The organism is Photobacterium panuliri, from assembly GCF_059920555.1.
The window spans coordinates 264,885-279,207 of record NZ_CP197193.1; the positions used below are offsets into that span (position 1 = coordinate 264,885).

At 46.4% G+C, this 14,323-nt stretch carries 14 protein-coding genes and 1 pseudogene; 12 read left to right on the top strand and 3 right to left on the bottom strand.

Going from position 1 to position 14,323, the window contains the following annotated elements:
* Positions 1–40 precede the first annotated feature (40 nt).
* From ACSF8X_RS17330 to ACSF8X_RS17350, 5 genes are all read left to right on the top strand, one after another.
* Positions 41–2,413, top strand: a complete 2,373-nt coding sequence (locus ACSF8X_RS17330; RefSeq protein ID WP_047879871.1) for a Lon protease family protein — start codon at positions 41–43, stop codon at positions 2,411–2,413.
* A gap of 229 nt (positions 2,414–2,642) precedes the next feature.
* Positions 2,643–3,401, top strand: coding sequence for a glycosyltransferase family 2 protein (locus ACSF8X_RS17335; RefSeq protein ID WP_500851801.1), 759 nt, complete (start codon positions 2,643–2,645; stop codon positions 3,399–3,401).
* A complete protein-coding gene (locus ACSF8X_RS17340) occupies positions 3,401–4,669 on the top strand; it encodes an LssY C-terminal domain-containing protein (protein WP_500851802.1) in 1,269 nt (422 codons plus the stop codon). The genes ACSF8X_RS17335 and ACSF8X_RS17340 overlap by 1 nt, the downstream gene beginning before the upstream one ends.
* Before the next feature lie 120 nt (positions 4,670–4,789).
* Entirely contained in the window at positions 4,790–5,713 is a 924-nt protein-coding gene (locus ACSF8X_RS17345) for a DMT family transporter (protein WP_500852111.1), read from the top strand.
* 478 nt (positions 5,714–6,191) lie between these two features.
* On the top strand, positions 6,192–6,611 hold the full coding sequence (locus tag ACSF8X_RS17350) for a pentapeptide repeat-containing protein (protein WP_500851803.1): 420 nt from the start codon (positions 6,192–6,194) through the stop codon (positions 6,609–6,611).
* 22 nt (positions 6,612–6,633) lie between these two features.
* On the opposite strand, the pseudogene ACSF8X_RS17355 reads toward ACSF8X_RS17350, so the two are convergent.
* A pseudogene (locus tag ACSF8X_RS17355) lies at positions 6,634–6,893 on the bottom strand (transposase); the annotation flags it as partial.
* A gap of 330 nt (positions 6,894–7,223) precedes the next feature.
* Here ACSF8X_RS17355 and ACSF8X_RS17360 point away from each other — a divergent pair.
* From ACSF8X_RS17360 to ACSF8X_RS17375, 4 genes are all read left to right on the top strand, one after another.
* Positions 7,224–7,676: a hypothetical protein gene (locus ACSF8X_RS17360; RefSeq protein WP_500851804.1), complete on the top strand. Its 453-nt coding sequence runs from the start codon at positions 7,224–7,226 to the stop codon at positions 7,674–7,676.
* Positions 7,677–7,945: 269 nt separating this feature from the next.
* Positions 7,946–8,290 carry an antibiotic biosynthesis monooxygenase family protein gene (locus ACSF8X_RS17365; RefSeq protein ID WP_500851805.1) on the top strand — a complete coding sequence of 115 codons (345 nt, stop codon included), beginning with the start codon at positions 7,946–7,948 and terminating at the stop codon, positions 8,288–8,290.
* A 33-nt stretch (positions 8,291–8,323) separates the two neighbouring features.
* Complete coding sequence (locus ACSF8X_RS17370) at positions 8,324–8,629, top strand: hypothetical protein (RefSeq protein ID WP_500851806.1); 306 nt, start codon at positions 8,324–8,326, stop codon at positions 8,627–8,629.
* Between the two features lie 355 nt (positions 8,630–8,984).
* Complete coding sequence (locus ACSF8X_RS17375; RefSeq protein ID WP_500851807.1) at positions 8,985–9,530, top strand: hypothetical protein; 546 nt, start codon at positions 8,985–8,987, stop codon at positions 9,528–9,530.
* Between the two features lie 352 nt (positions 9,531–9,882).
* Here ACSF8X_RS17375 and ACSF8X_RS17380 read toward each other — a convergent pair whose 3' ends face one another.
* Both ACSF8X_RS17380 and ACSF8X_RS17385 read right to left on the bottom strand, forming a co-directional pair.
* Positions 9,883–9,981, bottom strand: a complete 99-nt coding sequence (locus ACSF8X_RS17380; protein WP_500851808.1) for a hypothetical protein — start codon at positions 9,979–9,981, stop codon at positions 9,883–9,885.
* 74 nt (positions 9,982–10,055) lie between these two features.
* Positions 10,056–11,216 carry an aminotransferase-like domain-containing protein gene (locus tag ACSF8X_RS17385; RefSeq protein WP_500851809.1) on the bottom strand — a complete coding sequence of 387 codons (1,161 nt, stop codon included), beginning with the start codon at positions 11,214–11,216 and terminating at the stop codon, positions 10,056–10,058.
* A gap of 122 nt (positions 11,217–11,338) precedes the next feature.
* Here ACSF8X_RS17385 and ACSF8X_RS17390 point away from each other — a divergent pair, with 122 nt between their 5' ends.
* The 3 genes from ACSF8X_RS17390 to ACSF8X_RS17400 all read left to right on the top strand — a co-directional run bounded on the left by ACSF8X_RS17390 (position 11,339) and on the right by ACSF8X_RS17400 (position 14,267).
* The gene (locus ACSF8X_RS17390) at positions 11,339–12,262 is read left to right on the top strand and encodes an AraC family transcriptional regulator (RefSeq protein ID WP_500851810.1); all 924 of its coding nucleotides are present in this window, start codon (positions 11,339–11,341) and stop codon (positions 12,260–12,262) included.
* Between the two features lie 158 nt (positions 12,263–12,420).
* Complete coding sequence (locus ACSF8X_RS17395) at positions 12,421–13,125, top strand: NAD(P)H-dependent oxidoreductase (protein ID WP_500851811.1); 705 nt, start codon at positions 12,421–12,423, stop codon at positions 13,123–13,125.
* Between the two features lie 188 nt (positions 13,126–13,313).
* Positions 13,314–14,267: a LysR family transcriptional regulator gene (locus ACSF8X_RS17400; RefSeq protein ID WP_500851812.1), complete on the top strand. Its 954-nt coding sequence runs from the start codon at positions 13,314–13,316 to the stop codon at positions 14,265–14,267.
* The last annotated feature ends 56 nt before the right edge of the window (positions 14,268–14,323 follow it).

Sequence of the window (14,323 nt, forward strand, 5' to 3'; positions counted from 1 at the left end):
GTTACACTGGTGATAAGTACCTGTTTATGGAGGGAGCCATATGAGTATTACATCGCTAGGCAGTGACAAACTGTATCGCGCTTCTGAGTTGAATGGCTTGCCCGAAGACTGCAAGTCAACCAAAAATCTAACCCCGCTTGATGAGATCGTCGGTCAGGAACGTGCCCAGAAGGCCGTTGAGTTTGCCATGTCGATCAAGGAGAAGGGTTACAATATCTATGCCATCGGCCGTAATGGTTTGGGTAAGCGAACCATGGTATTGCGCTACCTGAACCGCCATGATCCTAACGGTAATGGTCACCCTCTTTATGATTGGTGTTACGTGGCCAACTTTGACGAGCCTCGCAGCCCTCGTATTCTGACGTTGCCAGCTGGGCATGGTCAGGCATTTAAAAAAGATATCGAAAAGTTGATGACCCGTCTGGTCAAGGCGCTGCCAATGGCTTTCGATAACGAAATGTATTTCAGTCGTTCGGAAACGCTGAAAAATCAGTTGGCGGAAAAGCAGCAAGGGGCATTGCTGTCGTTGACCAAGGAAGCACAGGAAAAAAGCGTGAGTCTGTCGGTAACGCCAGCAGGTGATTACCAGCTAGTGGCGCTTAACGGAGAGCAGCCGCATACCGAGGAGTCGTTTGCCCAACTGACCGCCGAACAGCAGAAGGCGTTTGAAACAGTCATCAATGACTTGGAATACAAGCTGCGTGGCATTGTTCGTGAGCTAACAGAGTACGAAGAAGAATTCTCTGACAAAATTCAGAAGCTCAACGAAGAAGTTGCGCTGGATGTGGTTACCCACTTTATTAAGCCGTTGCTTGAGAAATACAAGCCGTTGCCGGATGTGAAGAAGTACCTCAAGGCGATGCAGGCTGACATTCTTGATAATCTTGAAATCTTTCTTGAAGAAAGCGAAGAGCAGGTGGCACTGGCCTATGCTGCCCTCGATAAGAAGATGCCTCGGCGCTACCAGATCAATGTGTTGGTCAATCAGGGCGAAGAGCAGTTTCCTATCGTGGTGGAGGAAAGCCCCAACTACCACTCTATTTTTGGTTATGTCGAAAATGCGACCTTCAAAGGCACGGTGTTTACCGACTTCTCTTTGATTCGAGCGGGCAGCCTGCATCGTGCCAACGGTGGGGTTTTGCTGATGGATGCGGTGAAGGTGCTTGAGCGGCCGTATGTTTGGGATGGCCTTAAGCGTGCGCTGCGTTCGCGCAAGCTCAGCGTCAGCTCGCTGGAGAAGGAAGTGACCCTGTCCGGCACGATTTCCCTCGATCCTGAGCCGATCCCGCTTAATGTGAAGATCATTTTGTTCGGCGACTACCAGACTTACCAGTTGCTGCAACACTATGATCCTGAATTTAGCGAGCTGTTCCGGGTGACTGCGGATTTTGAGGATGAGATGCAGCGCACTGATGAGTCGGAGGCGCAGTACGCCAAGTTTATCTCCAGCATCGTAAATGATAACAATATGTTGCACTGTGATCGCAAGGCGATCGCCAGGATCATCGAATACAGTTCTCGCCAGGCCGATGATCAAAACAAATTGTCGCTGCACTCGGCCGATATCGCCAATTTGCTGCGCGAATCCAATTACGTTGCTAAATCCTCCAATGCAACCATGATCCGGGCGACCCATGTTGAGCAGGCGTTGCAGAGCCAAGAGAAGCGAGTCAGTCGGCTTAAAGATCATGTCATGCAAACCTTCACTAATGGTACGACGCTGATTGACACTTACGGTGAAGTCGTCGGGCAGATCAATGGTCTGTCGGTGATTTCAACGTCCGATTATCAGTTCGGTGCTCCGAACCGGATCACGGCAACCACGGCGTATGGGGCTGGTGGGGTATTTGATATCGAGCGCAGCGTTGATTTGGGCGGGCGTATTCACTCGAAAGGGGTGATGATCCTATCGGCATACCTTGCGTCGATGTTCGGCCGTGAGAACCGGATCCCGCTGACGACGCATATCACGTTCGAGCAGTCCTACGGGGGCGTTGATGGTGATAGTGCTTCAATGGCCGAGCTGTGTGCGATTGTTTCTGCCTTTTCACAGGTTCCTCTACGTCAAGGCGTGGCCATTACCGGCTCGATGAACCAGTTTGGTGCCGCCCAGCCAATTGGTGGGGTGAATCAGAAAATTGAGGGATTCTTTGATGTGTGCAGCATCAAGGGGCGCGAGTCTGGGCAGGGGGTGATTATTCCGGCCTCCAACGTGCATAACCTGATGCTGCGCAAAGACATTGTGGAAGCGGTTGAGCGCGGTGAGTTCCATATCTGGGCCATTAGCCACGTCAAGGAGGCTATCTCGATTTTGACGGGCCAGCCAGCCGGTGAAATGGCACTGGACGGCAGCTATCCTGTAGATAGCGTATTGGGACAGGCTCAGCTTAAGCTCAATGCGCTAAGGCGTTAGTGGCTGGCGTATTGATCGCACTGGCTGAATATTATTGATAGAAAATCCCGGCATAGTCCGGGATTTTTTTATTTTTATCCATCCTGTTTTGTTTTCAACGTACTGAAAATAAAGGGCTCTGTTGGCGATTTAAAAGAGTGAACAGAATATGAATATCAGCCTCAAGAAAGGTTAATACACCGTATCGTATCGTTGAGGGTAACAAAGTACAGAATACTGGGAGAAGCTCATGATTAGTGTCGTAATTATTACCCTGAATGAAGAAAAGCGTATTGGCCGTTTGTTGGAGGATTTGTCTAACCAGACGTACCGTGATTTTGAAGTGGTTGTGGTCGATTCCAACTCCGAGGACAAAACCTGCGAGGTTGCCCGTGGGTTCGGAAAGGCTTTTCAAAACTTGATTGTTCACCGTATGGATGGCCGTGGTACATCGCTTGGCCGTAATACGGGGGCGGAGCTGGCAACCCATGAGCGCTTGCTGTTTCTTGATGCCGATGTGCGGTTGGCGCCGGATTTTCTTGCTAAGGCCATGCATCAGTTCAAGAAGAAGCCGCTGGAAGTGGCAGGCGTCTATATGAACGGCGATGAGCTGGCATTGGGTTACTGCTTGGGTTACGGCCTGTTCAATGCGGGTTTGTTGACAACATCGTTCTTTTTCCCGACGGCGGTAGGTGCGTGCATCTTTTCAACCAAGCATGCCCACCAGAGAATCGGTGGTTTTGACGAGAAAATAGTGCTTTGTGAAGACTGCGATTATGTCAGACGCGCTTCCCAGACGTTCAAATTCCGGATGCTGCCGCTGACGTTCAGTTTTGATCCGCGCCGCTTGGAGCAAGAAGGCTTTTTCAGCATGGGGCTGACGTACTTCAAGGCCAATGTCCGCCGCTTCTTCTTTGGCGAAATGCGCAACAACGAAATGGATTACCAGTTCGGCCATTATGAGGATCAGGCTAAGAGTACAGCGGCACAGCAAGGCGGAGCGGCGTAATGCTGTCTTGGTGGGTACTGTTTGGCGGCGCCCTGTTGGACGCCGTCATCGGTGCGAATTTTTTTGTCCACGGCGAACCGTTTTTTGTGGGCGCTGGATACCTGCTTAGTACCGGGGTCTACTATGGGATACCGGCAGTGCTGATCGGGGGCTTTCTGGGCGATCAGATCAGCTACATGATTGGGCGAAAGTACGGCATGCAGGGGCGGCGTTACGTTACGGCAAAGTTTCCCAAATCTCGGCGCGCTTTTGCCAGGGCAAAGCTGGAGCTCAACAAACGCGGGGTATTGGTGATTGCAATGGCAAGATTGCTGGGGGCCGTGGCATGGGTGATGCCGTTCTTGGTGGGATCCTACCGAGTATCTTGGGCCAAATTTACCTTGTGGTCGAGCGTCGGGCTGGTAGTGGGCATCGGCCAGTTTATTGCGCTGGGCTATGTTGGCAGCAAGGGGATATCGTTTTTGCCGCCTTGGTCTGATATTCAGCTGGTTCTTCAGGAAAACGCCATATTGCTGTTCGGTGTGGTGGTGGCTGTCATTTTCAGTGTGGTGTGTTACCGCCGTTTTCGCCGCCATAAGGCGAAGTTCGGGGCGATTGTTGCCAGTTGGCTATTGGCAATGCTTGGGGTGAATTATATCCACTTTTTCAACTCTTCTGCCTACCAGTTTGATGAGCCGCTGGAGCCTCATACTCAAGCGGTGAGCTCATTGGGGCAGCTCGACTACCATGTTTACTCTGGCCTGTCGGCGGTTTATGACGACTCACAGCCCATGAATATCGTATTAATTGGCGCATCGCCTCAACAGCTGATGAAGGAGCTGGGCTGGATTCAGAACAAGACCTTTTCGCGTGACGAGATCAGCTTCAGCGTGTACTTGGACTTGCTGCGTCGTCAAGAGCCCCCGATATCCGATCTTTATTGGAACAAACAGCCGCAGCGATTGGCTTATCAGGAAAAAGGGGATTTAGTTAAACGCAACCATATGCGCTGGTGGTTCGCTGGGGTAGATGCTGTAACGCAGCAAGATATCTGGCTGGGAGCGGTGAGTTACGATAACCGTCTGGAGCTGTCTTTCTACAAAGGGATATTAACGGTGCTACACGGTATTGACCCGTATGTGGATGTCGAACGGGACAGGCTGGCCGAACGGGCGCAGGCGCAGGGATGGCAGGTTTCCACCTACAAGGTGAGTGAGCCGATTAACTTTACGCAGGATCACGAATTTTATACTGACGGTCATGTTGTAGTGATAAAAAATAGTGCTTGAGTGATTGTCACTACCGTGGGACTCATGGGAAGATGGATACGCCCAAGTTACCTTGCTTGGGGATCTCTTTTTTAAGCGCGGCTTGTCTGCCGTCGTCCCATTTTAGGAACTATTGATATGATGCAGGCAGAACGCCGTGCTGACCTCATTTTGCTCGCGACCACCGTATTGGCTGCCGCAGGATGGATTTTTTCGAAGGAAGCGATTGCCGGATTGCCGCCGTTTGGCTTTATCGGGTTGAGATTTTTTATTGCCTCTTTGTGTCTGCTACCCTTTTGCTGGCGCTCGTTTCGACATGTGAGTCGCTCGGACATCGCGAAAGCCATGGGGGTGGGGTGTTTGCTAGGTACCGCGCTCTTGATGTGGATTTATGCGATTTCAGCCAGTGATACGCTGGGGGAAGGAGCATTTATCATGAGTTTGTCGATGCTGTTTGTGCCTTTGGTAGGCTGGCCGCTGTTCAAGCAGGCACCGCCAAGAATCTTCTGGCTCGCGTTGCCTATCGCCGTGATGGGACTATTGATGCTCTCGTTAGGGGGCGGTAATGGTTGGCAGTTCTCCTTGAGCCAGAGCTATTTTATGGCGGCGGCCGTGATGATTGCCGTGCATTTCAATTTCAACAGCAAGTATGCCCGCCGCCTGCCGACATTGGTGCTAACCAGCTTGCAGTTGTTTGTTACCGGTTGCCTTGGTTTGTTGGCCTCACTGTTTTTTGAATCTGCACCTGTGAGTGTCAGCGCGGAGATCTGGGGTTGGTTCTTGCTAAGTACCTTGGTGGCAACCAGCCTGCGCTATGTGATGATGACCGCCGGGCAGAAAGACAGCAGCCCGGTTAATGCGGCGATTATTATGATTTTGGAACCAGTTTGGACGGTGGTTCTAAGTGTGGTGTGGTATGCCGAAGCCATGCCGGATTATAAGCTGATGGGCTGCGCATTAATCTTGACGGCCTTGTTCACCTACCGTGGTGCGCCGCTGATTTGGCGATATCTAAAACAACGCCGAGTTGTCCAGCAGCAAGAGCGTGAAACCCAGCAGGCATAATGAATAATGGGACAATCTGTTAATGCCATTATTGGCAGATTGTTCCTATCGTGTAACGACTAATCCCTCAAAATCTGTCCCATCAAAATCATCTTGTTTCTAAAGAACCTTTCCTTGTCGGTTTCAGCGACATCCCTCAAGCCTTGTAGCAATAAACTGTATATAACCACCGTTAGAATGTTCTATCCCGAAATCTACAAAATTGATTCTCTATTAACGAGCCCCCACTGGCTCACTTTTGCTCTTGCTATTTATTTAAAATACTGATTTATATTAGTTTATTTTGTTGTCTTGTATGTATGTGAGATCTCGTTAAATCCGAATTCTTACTCTGCGTGGGGCTAAAAAACGCTTCATGAGAATATGCATCAATGTTAAGCTGCTGAATATAAAGGATTGGATTAGCTGTGAGTTCTGTGGAAGAGCGTGTTTAAGCCGTGGTTTAAACGAGAATTCAGGGTAATAAGCTGTTAACCGTATGACTAAGAAAACTCGATTATCAATTCAAGATGATAGTGGCAATCATATCTTAACCTCCTATGTGGCGGTGCCAGGTTGTGACTATGAGGGTGCCGATTTATCAGGTTTATTTTTCATTGGGCAGAAAGGCTTACGTGGCCGATGCTTCAGGCATTCGATTCTTTACTGGGCTAATTTGTCGAATTCAGATTTTAGCGGATGTGATTTTCGTAATTGTGATTTGAGAGGTGCTATTTTGTCCGGTGCATTATTGACGAATTGTGACTTCAGAGGCGCGAAGCTGGGAAAAGACAATTTAGGTGGTGAAACCGAAGTTGATGGTGCTAACTTTGAAGGCTCACTATATGACAAAAATAGTGAGTTTCCTGAAGGGTTTAGTCCGAAATATGCAGGAATGCACTATCAAGTAAACGGTTAACAAACGACTATGGCGTCAATAGCTAATTTCTGGCTATGTTTTTGTTCCACATGACGCCATCTCGAATCATCGCATTTAAGATCACAACCATCTTTCCTTACATACGCAATAATGGCGACTTTTTTCGGTTTCCCTGCATCGCAGACATCATAGTCATGTAGAGCACGGTGCGTACATGTGCTCGTCCCCCTGAATGACTCGCTTGCCGTTATAGCGTTGATTCTTTCGATTGATGGGGGCAATACCAATTAGTGCAGCGGCTTGTTTGTTACTAATAAGCCCATAAATAAACAAGACACCCATAGTTTTGTAATTGGAACTGCCGCAGGCTTTCATTCCGATAATGGCAGGCGGCAAGTTAGCAAAAATTGTGAGTACCATTGCTCGAGATATTGTTTTGTGGATCAGGGGGTTGCCATTGGCATTCTCGCCGTGGATACTGAAGGAATGATTTGGCTAAATCAATCCCATAGATAGAAAGTGACATGGTGGCCTCTGAACGTTTTCTTATTCAGACTCATTAGGTGTGGCAGAGTCTGGATGAGGGGGAGTCCATGTCATTCGTTATCTTTCTATTAACTATCGAGAAGTAAATTAAAGGCTAATCTAATAATGTCAAAGAGTTTTCTTATTGTTTTAAAATCAAGTCTTAACAAAGAGTTGATAAATGAGTTTGAAATAGATGAAGGATTAATCGCTTTACATAGAGAAGGAAGTTCAGTATCACCTTCCATTCGATTAATACCTACAGATAGAAACATCAACAAAGATATTGCACAAGATATCGTTGAAGGATTTCTAACGGATCAATTTAGTGTTATTGAATCAAAAATCATGGAAGATAAATATCATTATCATATGGAAGTTATTTTTCAGTTTATTTTTGAAGATTTTGTTCAAGTTACGCTATCAGGCTCAAATCTCTTCTATAAAGAAGGAGATGTGGAATATTTCTATAGTATTGAAGGTTGCTTCTGCAAGGCATTTGCTCATTCACTCACACAAAATATCAATACAGGCTTCCCTATATCTATTACTTGTGAAAAACCGACAAAAATTAGTTGACTTAAAATATCACTTTAAAGTGCAGAAATGTAGCAGGTAAATAAATATAACAACACGCCCTGAAAGGCGCTACATATTTTGATACCATGATCTTAGCAGTATGGCCGAGCTTGATTAACTTCCGCACCCAGTAATGAGAACCGCCGCTGGCTTCCATCCCGACAATGGTAGGCTGTAAATTGACAAAGAACCAAGATGGCATGGAAAAAAGACTTTCTGTGCTGGAAAATGGTTAGAATAGATAAAATTATTCAGTTGGTTGGTAAGTTATGATTGCTGTTATCTTTGAGGTACAAGTTGCAGAAGGTAAAACTTCAGAATATCTGGATATTGCAAGTGAAATTAGGCCACTGCTTTCAGAAATTGAAGGCTTTATTTCAATAGAACGTTTCCAGAGTCTTACAAACAATGGCAAAGTATTGTCGCTATCTTTTTGGAAAGATGAAGCATCTATCCAGGAGTGGCGTCGTTTAGAGGCCCATCGGTTTGCGCAAGTCAAAGGGCGAAGTGGAATATTCGAAAGCTATAGACTGAGAGTGGCGGGTGTTATTCGCGACTACAGCATGGACGAACGTACTGAGGTACCGACAGATAGCATCAGAGTGCATGGATAGAGACTAAATGTCATTGATGAAATGGAGCCGTTTATGGGTGATTATGAGACGTTATTTGAATGTACAAGGCCAGAATTTATTTCTGAGTTAACAGTGAGCCGAGTAAAAGAACAGGGCATGATAAAGGTTCGTCTTCAGAGCGAAAACACTGTCCTTGAGCTGTTTGGTTCTGAGGATTTGGCTGATTCTATTAGTACTATGCTATCGGCAGAGAGAGTAGTCATTTCAGAAGAGCTCAATACTGGCAACAAAGAGTTTGGCACTATTAGAATCGAATGTTGGGCGGATGAAAGTTACTCAGAGTATTGGTGTGATAGTGCAAAACTAAATCCAATATAACGTTAAATTTGGGTGTAAGTAGCGTTGTTAGGTTCTTGAGGGAAAGCCCGGTCTTCTGGAACTTACATATAGCCATAAGCGCCCGATTAATTCGGGCGTTTTGTTATGCCGTCTTCGCTAGTCTTGTTGCTAATAGTGATGGGGTGCCTGAAAAGCATAAACAAGATTTTTATCCCGATAATGAGGGGAAAGTTGGCAAAAGAAGTGACATGGTGGCTCCTGAACGTTTTTACCCAGAATTACCAAGTATGGCATGATCTAAATGGGAGAGATCATGCCACTTGATGTGCATTTGGTTTAATATGTTATACTCAACTGATAGAATTGGTTTATGTTTATAAGTTAAGTAAAGAATATGAAATTTGTTTTTGTTGATGAAGAAAATATAGGCTTCAAAGAATTGGAATCAATTGACTTCTCAGTGCTGGATAAGGTCTTTGTTTTCTCAAATAACAGTGTTGTTAAGGACTTGTGCGAGAAGAGGTTATATCTCTCTGTTTCCGGTTACCCTCAAGGTTCAAATCAAGCTGACTTTTATATAATCTCATATTTATCAAAAGTAATATCAACTATCTCTTTTGAAGAGAAAGAGTTGTTGGAATTAGTGTTGTATACAAAAGATAAGTCACTGATTACAGCATTTGAATATCAGTGTAAATTAGTAAATATGTCCTGTAATTTCCCTATGAATGAAGTTATTACAAAGCCTGTATCAAACTGTTCAGTAGAAGATATGATTTTATCATCATTGAATAAACCACGAAGCTCAAATGAAATAATGAATTTACTAAATCTACAGTTATCTGATTTTACATCACCAATTAATTCATTAATTAATGACGGTAAGATAATAAGAAATCCTCTAGATAAAAAGCAGTGGGTTTTGTCACCAAAGGCATAACAGATAAAGATATGTGATGAATAAGTCTAAGCTTTTATGTAGGTAAATATTTCGAATGACGAGGATGGTACTCAAACTGAAGTGGTGATGTGCATGTTGGGTCAGGTGTCAGCATCCTTATGGTTCTTTGCGGCCAAGTAAGGCCGCAAGAGCCCCGTTATTCGCTTGTAATATTGAAAAGTTTAGAGTTCGTCTAGGGTATAAATTAAATAATCTTTTGAATGAGTTTTTGGGATATCATCGAAGTGATACTTATCCTAATATTCAAAAAATATTGGAAGCTGGTTTTATTAAATTCTGGCGAGTTTATTAAAGAAGATGTGGACTTTATTGAGTATTGTTAGTTGTTCTATCAGCGATGGTAATTCCGCACCAGCCGTAATCTATTGGGCAACATATGCTGCACTATGAACCACAGGCATTTCACCATCGGCAAGGTGCGGATTTTCATTGTTTGTGTTTGGCTGTTATGGTCGCGAAAAGCGACCAGCCCATTTCTATACGATTGCCGTTTTAGCGTGATGCTCAAATAACCGCTAGCGTATTGTTCAGTACATCGGTAAGTCGTCTTACCGCTTCTTGTAATTCCTCGGCAGTTGCGTTGGTAAAGTTCAGTCGCAGGGCGGCCTGGGCTGGGTGTGCTTCGGGATAGAAGACAGGGCTGGGAACAACGGCAACACCATTGGCAAGCAGGGTTTTGGCGAGTGCAAATGTGTCACATTCTGGCAGGGTCACCCAAATAAACATACCTCCCTCTACGCTGTTCACCCCGCAAGTAACGGGTAGTTGCTGTTGCAGCGCGTCAAATAATACTTGGTAGCGGGTTTTGTACAGCGCACGGATCTTGTCGATATGTAAGCCAAAGTTATCATGTTGAAGCAAGCCGAGCAGCAGTGCCTGCATCGGTACGCTTGAATGGAGATCGGCCCCTTGCTTGACTTTGATCAGTGGGTCAAGGAAGGCAATCTTTCCGCTGACCGCACCAAGACGCAGCCCCGGTGAGGCGATTTTGGAAAAGGATCGCAGGACGATAGAATGCTCAGGGCAGAAATCAGAAACTAGCGGGATCGGGTTACCGGAAAAGCGCAGTTCGCGATAAGGCGCATCTTCAATAAAGGCCACATTGTATTTGATGCAAAGCGCTGCGACTTGCTGGCGGGTTTCTAGCGACCAGCATACTCCTGTTGGGTTATGGAAGTCGGGTACCGCATAGAACATCTTTGGGGATTGCTGTTCGAAGCACTGTTCCAATTGCACCAGATCTGGCCCGTGGGCGTTTTGTGCAATGGTAACGATATTGGCGCTAACCAAGCCAAATACCTGCATCGCTCCAAGATAGCTAGGGGCTTCCATTACCACGGTGTCACCGGGGTTGATATAGGCGCGGGCGATAAGATCCAGCCCTTGTTGGGAGCCGGTACACATCATGACCTTATGGCTATCAGGCAGTGCGAAATGGCATTGGAGGAAGTCAAGAAGCGGGCCGTAACCAGCAGTAGCCCCATATTGGAATACATTGGGCATCTCGGCCAGTTGTGCCAGCGTGGGTCTCATCAGGTCAATCGGGAAGGTTTGTTCGTCCGGCAGTCCGCCAGCGAGTGAAATAACGTTCTTGTTGCATGCCGCACTCAGGATCTCTCTGATATACGATGATTGGATTTGTTGTAGTGACTGCGCTATTTCCATGATGATTCCTGTGTTTGCATAATTATTTTACGAATAAGTATGAAACGATAGTACTCGTGATTGCGCGGAAATAAGTTGTCCGTTTATGCTGTAAAACATGTCCATTTATGCGATTTTGAAGTATGAGCAGGGAAAGCCAGTCACGACAGCATCAATCTCGGATCAACGATGTCCTTTTTTATATTCATCAGGATATAAGTAGGGCGCTGCCCGCCAGAGAGTTGGCGGATATAGCGGCCTATTCCGAGCAACATTTTCACCGTATATTCAAGCAAGTGGTGGGGGAGTCTATCCATCAGTATATTCGCCGTACCAGAATGGAGTATGCCGCTAATCAGCTGATGTTTGATCCCAAGTCTTCGGTTGCCGATATTGCCAATGACTGCGGATTTAACTCTGTATCATCGTTTAACCGTGCGTTCAAGGCGACGTTTACGATGTCTCCGGGAGAGTGGCGTAAATACGATTTGCAGTTGGCCGACAAGCCCTACCAGAAAGATCCGGACGTTGCCGCGGGCTATCTCCGAATGGCACACACACCATTACCAGATCCTAAAATTATGGAGGTACCGCCACGGTTAGCCGCTTATGTTCGCCACGTCGGCTACAATCGCTCCATCCGTTATGCCTGGTTGGTACTCAAGGCATGGGCTGCCGAGGAAAAGCGATGTTTTTCTACCCAGTTTGGCTTGCATCATTCAAATCCGGCTTGGGTTGATTTGGACAAAAGTCGCTATGTGGCTTGCATTGAAATCGATCGCCCGCTTAAGTTGCGGGGTGTCGTTAATCAAATGGTTATCCCCGGTGGTTTGCATGCTGTATTTCGGCTAGAAGGGAGATACGGTGATTTATTGCCGCAAATTAGCAAGGTGATGGCGCAGTGGCTGCCTAAATCGGGGTTCAAGTTACGATCAACGCCCGCCTATGTCCATTATTTGCAAAACCACTTTATTCATGAAAGTGAAGTATTCGTTTTGGATTATTATGTACCTATTAGTTTTAGCGTGAACTCAGGTTCTGCTTACCATAGGGAAAAAGTACTATAATCGCTCGTATTTGCGCCACATTGATAGGTGTGTTGATAGATTATGGAATAAAAGTTCCAAAGTAATTGGGTGCTGTGAGCCTTTTTCTGGGGGATGGATTTCGCCATGATAGCGCTATTGAAATAGACAACATCCCAAGGTTTACAGGAGTGCTTGCAATGACTGAAGCGACTAAAACAAACGATCTTCAAAAGCAAATTATTGACGCCTTCAACTTCCGTCATGCGACCAAGGTGTTCAACCCTGACCGCAAGATCAGTGACGATGAATTTAACACTATTTTGGAAGCGGCCCGTCTATCGCCTAGCTCGTTTGGTTTTGAACCGTGGCAGATGCTGGTTGTGCAGTCACCTGAAAAGCGTGAGCTGTTCCGTGACTTTAGCTGGGGTGCAAACGGTGCATTCAATGGAACGGCGGGCCAGTTGGGCACTGCGAGCCATTTTGTGATCTTCCTTGCGCATACTGACGCAACCATGAAGCACAACTCCGAATACCAACAGCAGTTCATGAAGGAAGTGAAGCAACTGCCGGATGACGTCATTGGCTTCATGAATCAGGCATTCCAGAAATTCCAAGAGCACGACTTCCATATCGAAGGCGAGAGACAGATCACCGATTGGTCAGGCAAGCAGGCTTATATTGCGATGGGTAATATGATGAGTGTTGCGGCTATGCTGGGTATCGACTCATGCCCAATCGAAGGTTTTGAAGTGGATAAGGCTACCGAGGTATTGGAGACACACTTTGGTGTTGATCCTAAGCTTTACCGCCCGGCTGTCATGGTTGCTTTTGGGTACCGTGCTGGTGAGCCAGCTTACGACAAAACGCGCCGTACAACTGAGCAGATGGTTAAGTGGTTCTAATCGACTAATATAAATACCCCCAGAAAAGGTCGGCTACGATGTAGTCGGCCTTTTCTTGTTTATGGCCTGCTATCTCGTCTTTGACATCCTTGGTATGAGGCCCTGTTTGGGGATATTAAGGGAGTTGGCGTATTATGGAGAGCAAAAGCCAGTATCGACTGGATGATAGAATGTGTGGAGGATAGTGTTTGTCTTTAACTCAGCAGTTAGCCCTGTTTTTGGATGTTGTACAGCAAGGTTCATTCAGTAAGGCCGCCGTAAAGAATGAGATGGATAACTCTTCGCTATCCAAGCAGATAAAAAAGCTAGAAGCAGAATTGGGTGTGAGGCTGCTCAATCGTTCGACCCGGTCATTCTCATTGACGCCTGCCGGAGAAGAGATTTTGGCCCAGACCTATACCTTGGTCGATACGTTGGGGCAAATCCGAAGTATTGCCGATTCTTACCTGTCGATGCCGAAAGGAATGCTTCGTATCACATCACCGGTGTTTTTCGGCCAGCAGTACCTTCAACCGGTTATTAGCCGATTTATGAAGATGTATCCGGAAGTTCGGATCAACCTATGGTTGGATGATAAGAAAAACGACATTATTGCCGATCATTTTGATTTGGCATTTCGGATTGGCAAAATGGCTGATTCGAACTTAGTGGCAAAGAAAATCGTTGATGCCCATTATGCCTTGGTGGCCTCGAATGAATTTGTAGAGCGCTACGGGATGCCAGATAGCCCCGAAGCCCTCTCTCAACTCCCGGCTGTGATATATAGCAACGGCATTTTCAATCTGGATCAAATGGGCTTCATTGATGCAAGTCATGCCGAGGGAATTAAGCGCTATACCATGCAGGGTAACTACAAGGTCAGTGATTTGCGGGTATTAATGGACGCGGTCAGAGATGGCCTTGGCTATGGTATAATCGATGTGTTTTTCCTAGAGCGGACGCTCAAGGAGATGGGGCTGGTTCCTTTACTCACGGACTACCCGTTATCGAACATGGACAGCGGAATCTATGCTGTTTACCCCCATCGCAAACAAACGATGTTAGTTACCGAGTTTATTAAAGCCGTTCAGGCTTATATTGGTACACCGCCATTTTGGTTGGATTATATTGAAGAATATGGGCAACTGTACCCAAGCTCCTAGATAGGTGGCGTCACGGCCGAAGAAGCCTGGGCATCATTTTGGTTAACGCATGCAGT

Coding starts and splice junctions, on each gene's coding strand:
- ACSF8X_RS17330 (WP_047879871.1), top strand. CDS start 41: ATGAGTATTACATCGCTAGGCAGTGACAAACTGTATCGCGCTTCTGAG.
- ACSF8X_RS17335 (WP_500851801.1), top strand. CDS start 2,643: ATGATTAGTGTCGTAATTATTACCCTGAATGAAGAAAAGCGTATTGGC.
- ACSF8X_RS17340 (WP_500851802.1), top strand. CDS start 3,401: ATGCTGTCTTGGTGGGTACTGTTTGGCGGCGCCCTGTTGGACGCCGTC.
- ACSF8X_RS17345 (WP_500852111.1), top strand. CDS start 4,790: ATGCAGGCAGAACGCCGTGCTGACCTCATTTTGCTCGCGACCACCGTA.
- ACSF8X_RS17350 (WP_500851803.1), top strand. CDS start 6,192: ATGACTAAGAAAACTCGATTATCAATTCAAGATGATAGTGGCAATCAT.
- ACSF8X_RS17360 (WP_500851804.1), top strand. CDS start 7,224: ATGTCAAAGAGTTTTCTTATTGTTTTAAAATCAAGTCTTAACAAAGAG.
- ACSF8X_RS17365 (WP_500851805.1), top strand. CDS start 7,946: ATGATTGCTGTTATCTTTGAGGTACAAGTTGCAGAAGGTAAAACTTCA.
- ACSF8X_RS17370 (WP_500851806.1), top strand. CDS start 8,324: ATGGGTGATTATGAGACGTTATTTGAATGTACAAGGCCAGAATTTATT.
- ACSF8X_RS17375 (WP_500851807.1), top strand. CDS start 8,985: ATGAAATTTGTTTTTGTTGATGAAGAAAATATAGGCTTCAAAGAATTG.
- ACSF8X_RS17380 (WP_500851808.1), bottom strand. CDS start 9,981: ATGAAAATCCGCACCTTGCCGATGGTGAAATGCCTGTGGTTCATAGTG.
- ACSF8X_RS17385 (WP_500851809.1), bottom strand. CDS start 11,216: ATGGAAATAGCGCAGTCACTACAACAAATCCAATCATCGTATATCAGA.
- ACSF8X_RS17390 (WP_500851810.1), top strand. CDS start 11,339: ATGAGCAGGGAAAGCCAGTCACGACAGCATCAATCTCGGATCAACGAT.
- ACSF8X_RS17395 (WP_500851811.1), top strand. CDS start 12,421: ATGACTGAAGCGACTAAAACAAACGATCTTCAAAAGCAAATTATTGAC.